This window comes from Brevibacillus brevis, assembly GCF_022026395.1.
In the GTDB taxonomy this organism is placed as follows: Bacteria; Bacillota; Bacilli; order Brevibacillales; family Brevibacillaceae; genus Brevibacillus.
This window is the reverse complement of record NZ_CP041767.1, coordinates 4997828-5013075: the sequence shown is the minus strand read 5'-3', so window position 1 is coordinate 5013075 and position 15248 is coordinate 4997828. Positions and strand designations below refer to the sequence as shown.

Here is a 15248-nt window from a genome sequence, read left to right as displayed (position 1 = left end):
AAAAGCCGGGGCTTTTGTGCTCCGGCTTTTCTTATTTTTATGGGCGGGCTACTCCAACTTGAATGTTCGTACTGCATCATTAAGCTCTTCTGCCATTTTCGCCAGCATCGTTGCAGCCGAAGAGATTTCCTCCATGGAAGCGGTTTGTTCTTCCGCTGCTGCTGCAACCGTTTGAGAGTTGCCAGCTGATTGCTCTGCGATTTGTGTAATATGTGTAATGGCGGATACAATCGTTTGCATTTGCTGACTGATCTTGCTCATTTCCGTTGTCACTTCATTCATGCGAACGAGCAACCCGGACGTGGAGTCGGTAATTTGTTCAAACGCATTGCCTGTTGAGCGAACGAGAGTCATGCCTTCTCCCAAAATCGAAGCGCCATGATTCATTGCCGCAATTGCTGAGCCTGTGTCCTGCTGAATCACTGTGACGATGTGACTGACCTGCTCGGCGGCGGAGCTGGACTGTTCAGCGAGCTTGCGCACCTCGTCAGCTACAACGGCAAAGCCTCGTCCTTGTTCTCCGGCGCGAGCTGCTTCGATAGCGGCGTTCAGAGCGAGCAGGTTGGTTTGATTGGCGATCGTCGTGATGAGTGAGATCATTTCTCCAATTTCTTGGGAGCGTTGGCCTAGCGTATTGACAATGGTAGAGGTCTTGGCCATTTGGCTATGGATCACATCCATGTGCTCGACCGTTTTGGCTGCCATCTGATTGCCATCTGTGGCTTGGCGGTTCGCTTCTTGTGTAGAGTGATTGACATCCTCAATGCCTTTTTCCATTGCTTCGATGTGTACGGCAATCTCGTTGATGACCTCATAGCCTTGAACAGTTGCATCCACTTGCTGCTCCGTACCGTAGGCAATTTCTTGAACGGATTGAGCGATCTGCTCTGTTGCTTTGCTTGTCTGTTCCGCACTGGCCATCAATTGCTCTGACGTAGCAGCAACCTGTTGAGCGTTGAAGCTGACTTGCCCAAGCGTTTCGCGCAAGGTTGCCGTCATGGAGTTGAAGCGATTTGCCATAACCCCCATCTCATCTGCTGTCTGAATATCCATGGAAGCGGTAAAATCGCCACTGGAGAGGGCATGCGCCAGCTGGTTCGCGCGATCGATTTGTTTGGTCAAGTATTTACTGAAGTAATAAATGACAGCAATCATGATCAACAGACCGATCAGACTCACCGTACAAAGCTCAAAGAACAAGTCATAGAGTGGATCAGCAATTTCTTTTTCTGGCATCACGAGAGCGATTGTCCAGTTTGTATCTCCGAGCTCTTGAAAATAAACACGATTGGCGCCATTTTCATCGGTAAACGTCTTCATCCCTGATTTCTCTTCCAGAAGAGAAGGACCGATTGCTGCCAAGGAAGCATTCTCGTCAGATTGAACGGAATGATTCATCAGTTTGTCCGCTTGAGGATGAGCGAGGTATCTCCCTTTTTGATCCACCAAAAAGGCCCAGCCTGTTTCGCCTACTTTTGTACTGGAGACGAGCTTTTCCACGTCAGTGAGTGTAATATCGTCTGTGGCCACACCCAGAAGCTTTTTATCCGGAGTGTAAAAAGGGGCGACTACCGTCACCATGGAGACCTTGGAAACCTCGTCAAAGTACGGCTCGGAATAATCGGTTTCCTTCTTGGTTGAAATACCGACCTTGTACCAGTCTTGATTGGGATAGTTGTAAGAATCGCTGCTGTATTCACCTGTAATGTTAACCTTGCCGTCGTTCTTAGCCCCGTAGGTAGCAACGAGTTTCTTGTTTGGGTCAAAAGCGTAAGGTTCCATGAAAATTCCCATTCCAACCGTCGTATCATTAATGAGAACGGTTTTGGACAGCAGGGAATCTAACTGCTCCAGCGAATTTGTAATAGGACCCATTTCAATAAAGCGAGCCATACTCAACGTTACTTTGCTATGGGCTTCCAGTTGCTTTTCCACATTACTGGCGACCATATCTAGTTGATAGTTCATTTTGTCTTCAATTTCCCGATTCAGTTGGTCGACAGAGAACCAGAAACCGATGCCCACGACGAGCAAAAGAGTCAAGATAATGACAGGCAGAGTAATGGTTAGTGTTCGAGCACGAAGACTTTTAAAACGAAGCATGAAACCGCTCTCCTTTTTGAATTTTTGCTAAAATGATTATTATTCCTTATTATCGGATAGATTCAGACTACCTTTTATGATGGATTTAGGCAAATGAGGTAAAGTATTCATACTAGTCAGAAAATGTTGCGGGAATCTAAGCAAATCGAGTAAAATGGATAAACCAAATCTTACTTCGATTCCTTTATTGGTAGCATTTGCGGGTGGAGAGTTAGTGGGCATATACGCTACAATGCGGATACAGACAAAGTTTCGACCAAAAAACGGACATGGACGTTTCATTTGGCGAATAGGGAGGGAGACTATATGAGTTTTTGTTGTGGTGCTGGAATGGTAGGTTCCGTAGGCTCAGTCCGTCATTATAAAACGCTTGTACACAATGTCCCGATCATGTTTTGTCCTGTATGTGACAGAATTGAGGTTCATCCTGGTATTGAGGGAGAATACGAAATTTTAGTAGAATATGCTCAGGGAGATCAGGCTCCAGAAGTGGATTTTGCTGACTTTGTGAGTGTTGACAATACATCCGAGTTGTTTGAGAATTGTACCATGACGGATGAAGCAGCCAGCTTCGCCGAAGTGTTAAAGCAGCAGATTGATATATCACTTGATCTGCTCGGGATCGCCAAGGAGTTACAGGATGACGATTGGCGGGAAGCATTGATGATTCGTTTAAGACGGTTAAGCGAGCGATTGAAGCAGTACAATAAAAGAAAAGCTAATGTCGCACAAGAGCGCATGACCTGAGTTGACGTGGGAGGCAGTGTGAATGTTTCATTTGAAAGCCGTTCACCACATCGCATTGAATTGTAGTGATGTTGTGAAGGTAGCTCGTTTTTTTAAGGACATTTTGGAAGTCCCTATCCCGGAAGAGAATATGACGGAAGGAGCACCTGTCTACTTTCAAATTGGCACATACACACGGATCGGTCTTCATCCTCATGGCGGGGAAGCTGGGAAAGGCGGCGTAGGGCAAGTCGATCATCTCGCCTTCTCTGTGCAGAGCCGTGCTGAGCTGGACTATCTGGTTGATAAGCTGGAGGCAGAGAATATTTGCTATCGTGGCCCAATTACACAGCCTACCAGCTATAATTTGTATTTTGAGACACCTGATGGTCACCACCTTGAGGTGCGACTCGATAAAGACGAGTTCGATGAGTAGTGTTTCCGAAAAGCATCTGCGTAAAGCGGATGCTTTTTGTTTTTGCCATCTTACTGCTGTGGTGCGGGACGAACACACAAAACCTGATGAGAAGAAAAAGCACAGGGCTCGTAGACCTTGACAACGCCTACCCAGTCGGAACTTAAAAAAGGGGACCCGGTTGTCGAACACTTCTTCCCTGAGAAACGTCCGCCCGTAGGGTGGCTTTGGCTCGACGGTTCCCTTTTTTATGTGGAGACGAGCAGTCAATCCTCCTTGCGGGCGTGTCAGAGTCGAAGAGAACTGTGCTTTTTCTTCTCCTCCACTATGTTGGCTCAAACGGCCTTTCTAACAATGTCGAGAAAAAGATGCTCCCCCTGACAACAGCCGACAGTGACTCTCATTCCTCGCCAAAGGATTCGACTTCACAGGCCACGAACCCAATTGGGAAGAGAGGGGTGGCGTGCAGATGATCGGAATGGGCAGACTGCTTTTTGAACTGGGCGAGCGACTGCAAGGAAAAGCACACTTGCGATTCATAACGGCAGGATGGGAGCGCAGGATCGGAATTGTAGTGGATGATTCACCGTCACAGTGGCAATTGACGATAGCAAAAGGCGTTGCATCCTGGGATGTATGGACAGAAGAGCAGCCTGCCGATCTGATCATCAGAGGAGGGGAGAAACAAATGCACATGCTCTTTGGTGGCGATGAGCTCGTCTATGTTTTAGCCAAAGAAAAGGTGCAAATAGCAGGGACATTGCGCGATCAATTGAAGCTCGATGCCATTTTGCGACTAACCTGTCGGTGAACTGTCCAATGGGGCGGTGTGATATAATAGGAAGAAACGGTTTTGGAGGAGGCGCTTTGATGTCTACTGTTATGTCGTTGCAACAGACGGTTGCTGCACGTAAAGATGCTATTGCCGAAACATTCCGTCATCTGCATGAGAATCCGGAGATAAGCTGGAAGGAAGTAGAAACGACTCGTTATTTGGCGGAGCGCATGCGTGCCTTGGGACTGCGTGTTACGACTTTTGACGATTGTACAGGATTAGTGGCTGAATGGGGCGAAGGAAAGCCAGTTGTCGGCTTGCGCACAGATATCGATGCTCTCTGGCAAGAAGTGAACGGTGAGTGGCGCGCGAATCATTCCTGTGGTCATGACGCCCACATGACATTGATCGTGGAAACGGTAGAAGCATTGGTTGCCGCTGGATATCAACCGCCGGGAACGTTAAAAATTTTGTTCCAACCAGCAGAAGAAAAAGGAACGGGAGCATTGAAGCTAGTGGAGAAGGGTGTCGTCGATGACATCGATTATTTGTACGGTGTTCATTTAAGACCGATTCAGGAGATGGCAAATGGCACGGCAGGACCCGCCATCTACAACGGAGCAGCTATGTTCCTTTATGGAGAAATAACAGGAGTAGCGGCGCACGGTGCGAGACCACATCTCGGGATCAATGCGATTGAAGTAGCGGGAGCGATTATTTCGGGTCTCGGGCAAGTACATATCAACCCGATGGTGCCAGCCACTGTCAAAATGACTATGCTGCAGGCCGGGGGAGAGAGCTACAACATTATTCCGGACAAGGCGCGTTTTGCTCTTGATCTACGAGCGCAGACGAATGAGGCGATGGAGACCCTCGAGAATCGCGTTCGTCAAATGATTAACGGAGTCGCGGAGTCTTTCCAGGCACGCATAGAGGTAGAGTCCGGTTCTCGCATGGTAGCGGCAGAGGTCGATGAGAAAGCGAAGGCATTTATGGAGCAGGCGATCGTAGATGTGCTCGGTCAAGAGAATTTGCGAGCGGCGCCTGTCAGTCCGGGAGCGGAAGATTTCCACTACTATACGGTGGAGCGCCCTCATATCAAGGCGACGATGCTGGCTCTTGGATGCGATTTGGTACCGGGGCTGCATCATCCGCAGATGCATTTTGACCGCTCTGCATTGGAAAAAGGTGTGGCGATTTTGTGTCAGACAGTCGTAAAAACGTTTGAAAATACGTAAATCTTTATGCCTTGTGAGAGCAACACTAAGGGAGTAAACTCTTGGTGTTGCTCTTTTTGTGGGGAAAATGTCTCTGCGTACTCCACGAATAGTCGATAGACTGATTGGTTTGTGGACAAAATACTGCTGTTGGGGAATAATACGCATGAGGAGGGTTATTCACACATTCTCCATAAGAGATTATAAAATTATGTAGCTTATTTAGCTAAATGTGATATACTAATTACAAATCGAGCGACAATTAGAAAGTCACAATAAATGATACACATTTTGGGAAGGAGATCGTTCACACATGGAAACCAATACGGTTCAAAAGCTTACTGACATTCTTGGAGCTACGAAAGTGTATCATAACTTGCCTGTAGCTAATCTTGTTGAGATGGCAGTGAAGCGTGGCGAAGGGATTTTGACCGACAAGGGGGCGCTCAATGCGCTAACAGGGAAGTTTACCGGCCGTTCGCCAAAGGACAAATTTGTGGTGGACGAAGCTTCCGTACACGATAAAATCAACTGGGGTCCGGTTAACCAACCAATCAGTACTGAAAAATTCCAAGCACTTCAACAAGACGTGCTCCAATACTTACAATCAAAAGATGAACTGTTTGTCTTCGATGGCTTTGCGGGTGCAGATACAACCTATCGCCTGCCAATCCGCGTAGTGAACGAATTCGCTTGGCATAACCTGTTTGCACGTCAGTTGTTCATCCGTCCGTCTGAAGAAGAACTGGCTGCGCACGAATCAGAATTTACGGTGATCTATGCGCCTAATTTCAAGGCCAATCCTGCGGTGCACGGAACGAACTCCGAGACCTTCATCGTATTGAGCTTTGAGCAAAAGACAGTGTTGATCGGTGGCACCGAGTATGCTGGCGAAATGAAAAAGTCGATCTTCAGCGTAATGAACATGCTGCTTCCAGAGCGCAACGTACTCTCCATGCACTGCTCTGCGAACGTAGGCAAAGAAGGAGACGTTGCCCTGTTCTTCGGATTGTCCGGCACAGGAAAAACAACGCTGTCTGCTGACCCGGACCGTTTCTTGATCGGTGACGATGAGCACGGCTGGTCTGACAATGGCGTTTTCAATATCGAAGGCGGATGCTATGCAAAATGCGTCAAGCTGTCTGAAGAAGGCGAACCGCAAATCTGGAAAGCAATCCAGTTCGGTACCGTACTTGAAAATGTAGACGTAAATGAAGCGACTCGTGTAGCAGACTACGACAGCACCAAATATACAGAGAATACACGCGCTGCGTACCCAGTAGAAGCAATTCCGGGTGCTGTGATTCCAGGCGTGGGCGGGCAACCAAATGTCATCGTCTTTTTGACAGCCGATTCGTTCGGTGTATTGCCGCCAATCTCCAAGCTGAATAAAGAGCAAGCGATGTACCACTTCCTGTCTGGCTACACCAGCAAAATGGCAGGTACAGAGCGTGGCGTAACTGCTCCGCAAACAGAGTTTTCTACTTGCTTCGGTTCTCCATTCTTGCCACTGCATCCAGTAGTATATGCAGAAATGCTCGGTAAGAAGATTGACGAGCGCAAGGTTCAAGTATACCTGGTGAACACTGGTTGGACTGGTGGCCCGGTAGGTGTTGGGCAACGTATGAAGCTGTCCTACACACGTGCGATGGTAACAGCAGCATTGAACGGTGAGCTGGAAAAAGTAGACTATGTAGCTGATGAGATTTTCGGGGTACAAGTGCCGACTTCTTGCCCGAACGTTCCTGCTGAAGTTCTGCAACCACGCAATACATGGGCAAACAAGGAAGATTACGACAAGCAAGCAGCTGATCTGGCTGCACGCTTCATCGAAAACTTCGAGAAGAAATTCCCGAATGCAGCAGATATTGCAAATGCGGGTCCAAAAGTAAAGTAATCGAACAGGAAAGAAACGGGTAGACGATAAGGTCTATCCGTTTTTTCTTCGTGAAAACAGAAAAAAACGTCAACGTATGACCGAAGGTTTTGAGCTTATCCGTTACTTGTTGCCATCGAATACTTTCGAAGTATGGATTGGTACAACTTTTCCATTTGACTGTCGGAATAGAGTCAGGTAAGCTTCCGAAGGGACCCCTTCCATAGAGTGATAGCGATACATAAGTTTCTTGTTACTCTTTTTCAAAATGATCCTTCCATTTCCAGTTATCCATTGGTGTTTTTTACAAAAAGCACCTGCAATTTGGACGGAAATGTATGTCCAAAAGTTACAAAGGGAAAAATGCTGCGGAGGCAAGAATATTTAGGAAGGGATTCATGCGCAAAATCGGACTTTCTAAATATAATGATATAAAAAATACAGATATGTTTCATTCCTTGATTTATAATTATTCTTATTATAAGATAGTTATTGAGAATGGATTGAGAATTTACCAACTCACTTTTGACGTGTATGGAGGGAATTCAGATGACAGCAGTACCGCATTTGCAAATAAAAAACCTTCGCGCCAAGATCGAGGACAAAGAGATCCTCAAAGGCCTGAATTTGGAGATCAAGGGCGGCGAAGTGCACGCGATCATGGGACCAAATGGTACCGGTAAATCGACATTGGCATCCACGCTGATGGGTCACCCAAAATATGAGGTAACCGATGGCGAAGTGCTGATCAATGACGAAGATTTGTTGGAAATGGCAGTAGACGAGCGCGCTCGTGCAGGTCTGTTCCTGGCGATGCAATACCCGTCCGAAATCAGCGGTGTAACCAACTCTGACTTCCTGCGTTCTGCAATCAACGCGCGCCGTGGCGAAGGAAATGAAATCTCCCTGATGAAATTCATCCGTGAGATGGACAAAAAGATGAACACGCTGGAAATGGATGAATCTTTCTCCCACCGTTACCTAAACGAAGGCTTCTCTGGCGGTGAGAAAAAGCGTAACGAGATTCTGCAAATGATGCTCTTGGAGCCAAGCATCTGTATTTTGGATGAAATCGACTCCGGTTTGGACATCGACGCATTGAAAATCGTAGCGAACGGCGTAAACGAAATGCGCTCCGCAGACCGCGGATTCTTGATTATTACGCACTACCAGCGTTTGCTGAACTATGTAAAGCCTGACTTCGTACACGTCATGATGCAAGGTCGTATCGTGAAGTCCGGTGGTCCTGAGCTGGCTGAACGCCTGGAGGCAGAAGGCTACGACTGGATCAAGGAAGAGCTCGGCATCGAGGACGAAACCGTAAACGCCAACGTGTAGGATGAAGGAGGCAGCAGTGAAATGAGTGTGGATGTACAGCTACGCTTCGATTCCGAGGCGATCACCCAGTACTCCAAAGCTAATCAGGAGCCTGCCTGGTTCCTGGAAAAGCGCCTCGCTGGACTGAAGGCGGCGGGAGAGCTGGCGCTCCCTGCCTTGGAGAAAACGAAGATTGATAAATGGAATACCGTTGATTTCGATCCGTTCCAAACCACTGCGAAGGTGGCAGCGGCGAATGAACTCAGCGATTTGGTAAAAGCACAAATCGATGTCGACAGCGTGAAAAACCTGTTGGTACAAAAAAATGCTTCTACTGTTTTTCAAGCAGTATCCGATGAGTTGAAGGCACAAGGCGTGATCTTCACGACTTTTGCTGATGCTCTGCAATCACATGGCGATCTCGTGCAAAAATATTTGCTGAACGTTATTGCACTTGATGAGCACAAGCTGACTGCTTTGCATACGGCAGTTGTAAATGGTGGCGTATTCCTCTACGTTCCGAAAAACGTGGAAGTAGATGTTCCCCTGCAAGCTGTGTATGAAATCGCAGGCGACAACGCTCTGTTGGCTCCACATGTATTGATCGTGGCAGAAGCGAACAGTAAAGTAACCTACGTGGACACATATGTATCTGGCGAGGGCAAAAGCATGGTTGCGAACAGCCTAGTTGAAGTATATGTAGGCGCGGGCGCATCTGTGCAAGTAGCTTCTGTACGTTCTCTGTCTGTAGACGTTCACGACTACAGCTTCCGTCGTGCAACGGTTGAGCGCGATGGAAAAATGGAATGGATTTTGGGTGAGATGAACGATGGCAATACCGTTGCCAACAACACCACCATCCTCAAGGGAACTGCTTCGATTGCAGAGACCAAATCCATTTCTGTAGGTACTGGTTCCCAACGCCAAAACCTCACTTCCCAAGTTCAGCATATCGGCACGCACACTGAGTCTGACATGGTGAGCAAGGCTGTTATGACGGATGAAGCAGTGAGTATCTTGAACGGTATCACGAAAATCGAAAAAGGCGCTGAAAAGGCAAACGGCGTACAGGCGGAAAACATCCTGATGCTGAGCGATAAATCTCGCGGTGATGCCAACCCGATCCTGTTGATCGATGAGGATGACGTTAAAGCGGGTCACGCAGCTTCGGTAGGACGTTTTAGTGAAGAGTCTATCTTCTACTTGATGTCTCGTGGTATTTCCCGTCAAGGCGCAGAACGTCTGATCATTCTCGGCTTCCTGGAGCCAGTTGTCGCTGAGATTCCAGTAGAAGAAGTGAAGAACAGACTCCGTCAGGCGCTTGAAAGGAAGTTAGGCTAATGAACGCCAAGGAGCTTCGGAAATATTTTCCCATCCTACACCAGGAAGTAAACGGACATCCGCTCGTTTATTTGGATAATGGTGCAACCTCTCAAAAACCGATTCAGGTTATTGAGGCGATGGATAAATACTACAGGGAGTATAACTCCAACGTGCACCGTGGCGTGCACACCTTGGGTAACATAGCGACAGATGGGTACGAAGGCGCGCGTGAAAAAGTTCGCGCCTTCATCAACGCCCGTGAAGCCGCAGAAATCGTCTTTACGCGTGGTACGACCTCTGCTTGTAATACGGTAGCGTACGGCTATGCTCGCAAGTACCTGGGGCCTGGTGATGAAATCGTGACCACATTGGTGGAGCATCACGCCAATTTCATTCCATGGCAGCAGGCAGCCAAGGCGACCGGAGCGACCTTTAAGTTCATTCCGCTGGCAGAGGACGGTACCGTTACTCTGGAGGCGGTCAAGGAAACGATTACGGACAATACCAAGATCGTTGCCATTCACCATGTTTCCAACGTATTGGGGGATACTACTCCAATCAAGGAAATTGCCCAAATCGCTCATCAGCATGGCGCACTTTTGTTTGTTGACGGAGCGCAGGGTGCTCCGCACAAGAAAATCGACGTCCAGGATTTGGATTGCGATTTTTATACGTTTTCAGCCCACAAGATGGCAGGCCCGACAGGCGTAGGTGTCCTGTACGGCAAGCGTGAGGTGCTGGAGCGTGTGGAGCCGATGGAGTTCGGCGGAGAAATGATCGACTACGTAGATATGTACGATTCCACGTGGAAGGAGCTCCCTTGGAAGTTTGAAGGAGGAACTCCGATCATCGCAGGTGCTATCGGATTGGGAGCAGCAATCGATTTTTTGGAAGAGATCGGTATGGACAATATCGAGCGTCATGAAAAACATCTCGTCAAGTACGCGATGGAACAAATGCGCGAGATAGAAGGACTGAAGATTTACGGCCCACAGCAGGACCGCAGCTGTTTAATTACATTCAACCTGGATACAGTACATCCGCATGACCTGGCGACGGTGCTGGACAGTTACGGAATCGCAGTTCGTGCCGGGCATCACTGCGCACAACCGCTGATGCGTTGGCTGAATGTGACAGCTACCGCTCGGGCGAGCTTCTACCTGTACAATACAGAAGAAGAAGTAGATGTGCTGATCGCGGGCTTGAAGAAGACGAAGGAGTATTTCGGCAATGTCTTCTCTTGATGATTTATACCGCCGCGTCATTATGGATCACTACCAGAAACCGCGCAACCGCGGCAAGCTGGAAGAATCCGACGGACTCATTGTGAATTTGAATAACCCGACCTGTGGTGACAGCATCTCGCTCTCCTTGAAAGTGGAGGACGGCAAAGTGGTGGACGCGAAGTTCCTCGGCGAAGGCTGCTCGATCAGCATGTCGTCTGCATCCATGATGACAGATGCCGTCAAAGGCAAGCCAGTAGCAGAAGCAATGGAGCTGTCGCAAAAATTCTCCGATATGATGCAAGGCAAAGAAATCGATGATTCAATTGACCTTGGTGATATCGAAGCCTTGTCTGGCGTAGCCAAGTTCCCGGCGCGTATCAAGTGCGCGACACTGGCTTGGAAAGCATTGGAGCAAGGTGTCAAACAGGCGGAGCAGGATTAGTGATGGGTAAGGGAAATGAACACGAAGGAGTGAGCAACGATGGCTGTTAAAGGCCCAGAAATACAGGAATATCAGTACGGCTTTCACGACAAGGACGTTTCTGTATTCCGTACGAAAAAGGGTTTGACCCGCGAGATCGTCGAAGAAATTTCGAAGATCAAGGATGAGCCAGCATGGATGCTGGAATTCCGTCTAAAAGCATTGGACATCTTCAACAGCATGCCGATGCCAAAATGGGGCGGCGATCTGGACGACCTCGATTTTGACAGCATCACCTACTACGTAAAGCCTTCTGAAAAGCAAGGCCGTAGCTGGGATGAGGTGCCGGAAGAAATCAAGGCAACCTTTGACAAGCTGGGTATTCCAGAAGCAGAGCAAAAGTTCCTCGCAGGTGTATCTGCCCAGTATGAATCTGAGGTAGTTTATCACAACATGCAGGAAGACCTGGAAAAACTGGGCGTTCTCTTCTGCGACATGGATTCTGCGGTGAAGCTTCACCCAGAAATCGTGAAAGAATACTTCGCGACAGTGATTCCGCCAGCAGACAACAAGTTTGCTGCGTTGAACTCGGCAGTATGGTCCGGTGGCTCCTTCATTTACGTACCAAAAGGTGTAAAAGTGGAAACTCCGCTGCAAGCATACTTCCGCATCAACTCCGAGAACATGGGTCAATTCGAGCGTACGCTGATCATCGCCGATGAAGATTCCTTCGTTCACTATGTAGAGGGCTGTACAGCTCCAATCTACAGCACGGATTCCTTGCACTCCGCTGTTGTAGAAATCATCGTAAAAGAACGCGCTCGTTGCCGTTACACCACGATCCAAAACTGGTCCAACAACGTATACAACCTCGTTACCAAACGTGCGGTTGCATACGCGGATGCGAACATGGAATGGATCGATGGTAACATCGGTTCCAAGCTGACGATGAAATACCCAGCAGTAATCATGAAAGGACCTCGCGCGAAAGGTACCGTTCTTTCCATTGCAGTAGCAGGAAAAGGACAACACCAAGACGCAGGTGCGAAAATGATTCACTTGGCGCCAGATTGCACATCGACGATCATTTCCAAGTCGATCTCCCGTGATGGCGGAAAAGTAACGTACCGTGGTCTGTCGCAGTTTGGACGCAAGTCGGAAGGCTCCAAGTCCAACATCAAATGCGATACGTTGATTCTGGATAAACTGTCCACGTCTGACACGATCCCGTACAACGAGATCATGAACGACAGCATCACGCTTGAGCATGAGGCGACTGTATCCAAGGTATCCGAGGATCAACTCTTCTACCTGATGAGCCGCGGCTTGTCAGAAGCAGAAGCAACTGAGATGATCGTAATGGGCTTCATCGAGCCATTCACAAAAGAATTGCCGATGGAGTACGCGGTAGAGATGAATCGTCTCATTAAATTCGAGATGGAAGGCTCTATCGGATAAGCGTTTCGATAACGTTACAATACGTGTCTGATTCGTTCAGACACGTATTTTTTGTGCCCTGCTTGATGAAGGAAAACGCAACAGCCCTCTGACGGTAATTCGCCAGAGGGCTGTTTTTATGAGGACTTACTAAATTTCCATAATAAGATCATAAATAACGCCATCGGAATGACCCAAAGTAAAGGAATGGCGTTGAGTGCGTAGCTCGTTTTGAATTTCAACTTGTGATAGTAGTACCAACTGCCCAACGTTGAGGCAAGTAGTACAAGCGGATACGATAGGATCGTATAGAACACCCCTGGTGCTCCAGTATCATATTTATCTTCAGGTAGAAGCACAATGGTAAAAATAACAGAAATGGCCCAAGCCAATAAGAAAATGGCATATATGCTTTGAGTAATAGAAAGGATGAGACAAGCTGTCTTGTTTTTCATAAGTGCCTGATTCCTCCCAAAAAGTGGAATTGCTAACAAACAAGACGAGAGCAGATTGAAAAAGGTAACCATTTTATACGATTCTGTTAGCCCAACTTGCAAAGTATCTTACCAATTAAGTAAATTAGGTTAATACCAATTGTTATGAAAACACCGATTATAATTACTAAAATGGGAAGATAAGAGTTGCTGATTGCGATTTATGGTAGTAGAGGGAGGATGAACCATGAAGGTTTTAATAGTGGAAGATGACAAGACCATTGCAGATGGTTTGCACTATTCGCTTTCCAGTGAGGGCTATGAAGTAGTTCTTTGCGAAGGAAAACAAACTGCACTCGAAACAATCAAACAGCACAGTTTTGATCTATATTTACTCGATCTGACTCTCCCAGATGGTAATGGCTATGAGATTTGCGAATATGTAAAAGAAAATCAGGATGCACCTGTCATCTTCTTGACGGCGTGTGATGATGAAATCAATGTAGTTCGAGGGTTAGATATGGGGGCAGACGACTATATCACAAAGCCGTTTCGTATCAGGGAGCTAATTAGCCGAATGAAGTCATCCCTTAGACATTACCAAAAAGAACCCAACTTGTCTGACAAAGTCAAGATTGGAGATATTGTCGTAAATACAAAACTGGCTAAAGTGTACAAAGGAACCGAGGAAGTGATGCTGACTGCCTTAGAATACCGTTTGCTGTTAGCATTCCTAAATAATAGAGGACAAGTTCTGTCCAGGAATCAGTTGTTGGAGGGCATTTGGGATATAGATGGTAACTTTATCAATGACAATACCCTTTCTGTTTACATTAAACGGCTTCGAGAAAAGTTGGAGGATGATAGCCAGAATCCTAAAGTGATTGAAACCGTACGCGGACTGGGCTATCGAATGAGTGGCAGCCATGCTTAAAAACAAAGAAATACGGAAGTTATGCATGTATAGCATGTTTATTTCTTTCATTGGGATCACTATTCTATGGATGATCGACTGGAGAGCGGGGATTGTCGGAGTTGCTATGGTATTTCTGCTCCTTTCAATTTTTTTCCTGTTTACCCGCAAACGTTATCAGGACATCAGGAAGCTCGCTTATTATTTGGCTTCTGTATATTCAGGCCAACCCACGATGGATATTAGGGATAACGTTGAGGGTGAATTGAGCATTCTGAAAAATGATATTTATAAAGTCACATTAACGTTGTCCGAGCAGTCTACTCTACTGAAAAAGGAAAAACAATACTTGGCAGATACTCTTTCGAACATCTCCCATCAATTAAAAACGCCACTTACCTCTATGTTTGTCATGGCTGATTTGTTAAACAACCCTAGTCTGCCCCCAGACAAGAGGGAGGAATTCTTGGGCAAAATTATCAATCAGTTGAAGCGTATTGAATGGCTCGTGACCTCATTGCTCAAGCTGTCCAAAATCGAAGTGCAAAGTGTTATTTTCAAGAAGGAACTCGTATCTGTCAAGAAAATGATAAACAAGGCAGTAGAACCACTCCTTGTCCCCATGGAATTAAAAAATCAGGAGCTCTCTTTTTCCTGTAAAGAAGACCTTTTCGTGTATGGAGATGAAAACTGGACGGTAGAAGCCATTTTGAACGTAATTAAAAACGGGATTGAGCATACGCCGGTCGGGGGACAGATTGCTATTTCGTGTGAGGAAACACCCTTGTATACACAAATTGTCATTGCCGACAGTGGAGAGGGGATTAGTCCGGAAGATGCCCCACACATTTTTGAACGATTTTATAAAGGGAAGAATGCGGGAGCGGATAGTATTGGAATAGGGCTAGCGATGTCTAAAACAATCTTGCAAAGTCAAAACGCCGATGTGTTTATGGAAAGTCAGATTGGTGCAGGTACAACATTCAGAATCAAATTTTACAAGCAAATCATTTAGATGACAAAATTGTAAGAATGAATGTCACCGAAGAGACATGTTTGGCAGCT

The 15248-nt window shown here is 47.0% G+C and carries 14 protein-coding genes; 12 read left to right on the top strand and 2 right to left on the bottom strand.

All coding sequences use genetic code 11. The annotated features are described in order from the left end of the window. Positions 1-48: 48 nt before the first annotated feature. Complete coding sequence (locus FO446_RS23800) at positions 49-2103, bottom strand: methyl-accepting chemotaxis protein (RefSeq protein ID WP_173610000.1); 2055 nt, start codon at positions 2101-2103, stop codon at positions 49-51. Positions 2104-2409: 306 nt separating this feature from the next. On the opposite strand from FO446_RS23800, the gene FO446_RS23795 reads away from it, so the two are divergent. From FO446_RS23795 to sufB, 10 genes are all read left to right on the top strand, one after another. Continuing rightward, positions 2410-2850, top strand: a complete 441-nt coding sequence (locus tag FO446_RS23795; RefSeq protein WP_007726368.1) for a hypothetical protein — start codon at positions 2410-2412, stop codon at positions 2848-2850. 22 nt (positions 2851-2872) lie between these two features. After that, positions 2873-3265, top strand: coding sequence for a VOC family protein (locus FO446_RS23790; RefSeq protein ID WP_007726371.1), 393 nt, complete (start codon positions 2873-2875; stop codon positions 3263-3265). 448 nt (positions 3266-3713) lie between these two features. After that, positions 3714-4055 carry an SCP-2 sterol transfer family protein gene (locus FO446_RS23785; RefSeq protein ID WP_173610245.1) on the top strand — a complete coding sequence of 114 codons (342 nt, stop codon included), beginning with the start codon at positions 3714-3716 and terminating at the stop codon, positions 4053-4055. A 59-nt stretch (positions 4056-4114) separates the two neighbouring features. Then, positions 4115-5257 carry a M20 peptidase aminoacylase family protein gene (locus tag FO446_RS23780; RefSeq protein ID WP_173610001.1) on the top strand — a complete coding sequence of 381 codons (1143 nt, stop codon included), beginning with the start codon at positions 4115-4117 and terminating at the stop codon, positions 5255-5257. 292 nt (positions 5258-5549) lie between these two features. After that, complete coding sequence (gene pckA, locus FO446_RS23775; protein ID WP_237899277.1) at positions 5550-7133, top strand: phosphoenolpyruvate carboxykinase (ATP); 1584 nt, start codon at positions 5550-5552, stop codon at positions 7131-7133. A 528-nt stretch (positions 7134-7661) separates the two neighbouring features. Next, entirely contained in the window at positions 7662-8450 is a 789-nt protein-coding gene (gene sufC, locus FO446_RS23770) for a Fe-S cluster assembly ATPase SufC (protein WP_237899276.1), read from the top strand. Between the two features lie 21 nt (positions 8451-8471). Beyond that, positions 8472-9770, top strand: a complete 1299-nt coding sequence (gene sufD, locus FO446_RS23765; protein WP_047073087.1) for a Fe-S cluster assembly protein SufD — start codon at positions 8472-8474, stop codon at positions 9768-9770. Beyond that, positions 9770-10996 (top strand): cysteine desulfurase, encoded by a 1227-nt coding sequence (locus FO446_RS23760; protein WP_047073086.1) that lies wholly within the window; start codon positions 9770-9772, stop codon positions 10994-10996. Before sufD ends, FO446_RS23760 begins: the two co-directional genes overlap by 1 nt. Beyond that, entirely contained in the window at positions 10983-11420 is a 438-nt protein-coding gene (sufU, locus tag FO446_RS23755) for a Fe-S cluster assembly sulfur transfer protein SufU (protein WP_173610005.1), read from the top strand. Before FO446_RS23760 ends, sufU begins: the two co-directional genes overlap by 14 nt. 39 nt (positions 11421-11459) lie before the next feature. Beyond that, complete coding sequence (gene sufB, locus FO446_RS23750) at positions 11460-12857, top strand: Fe-S cluster assembly protein SufB (RefSeq protein ID WP_048034589.1); 1398 nt, start codon at positions 11460-11462, stop codon at positions 12855-12857. A 116-nt stretch (positions 12858-12973) separates the two neighbouring features. On the opposite strand, the gene FO446_RS23745 is transcribed toward sufB, so the two are convergent. Next, positions 12974-13291, bottom strand: coding sequence for a hypothetical protein (locus FO446_RS23745; RefSeq protein WP_173610006.1), 318 nt, complete (start codon positions 13289-13291; stop codon positions 12974-12976). A gap of 226 nt (positions 13292-13517) precedes the next feature. Here FO446_RS23745 and FO446_RS23740 point away from each other — a divergent pair, with 226 nt between their 5' ends. Both FO446_RS23740 and FO446_RS23735 read left to right on the top strand, forming a co-directional pair. Further along, positions 13518-14204 (top strand): response regulator transcription factor, encoded by a 687-nt coding sequence (locus FO446_RS23740; protein WP_173610007.1) that lies wholly within the window; start codon positions 13518-13520, stop codon positions 14202-14204. Continuing rightward, positions 14197-15198 (top strand): sensor histidine kinase, encoded by a 1002-nt coding sequence (locus FO446_RS23735; RefSeq protein WP_237899275.1) that lies wholly within the window; start codon positions 14197-14199, stop codon positions 15196-15198. The genes FO446_RS23740 and FO446_RS23735 overlap by 8 nt, the downstream gene beginning before the upstream one ends. Positions 15199-15248: the final 50 nt, after the last annotated feature.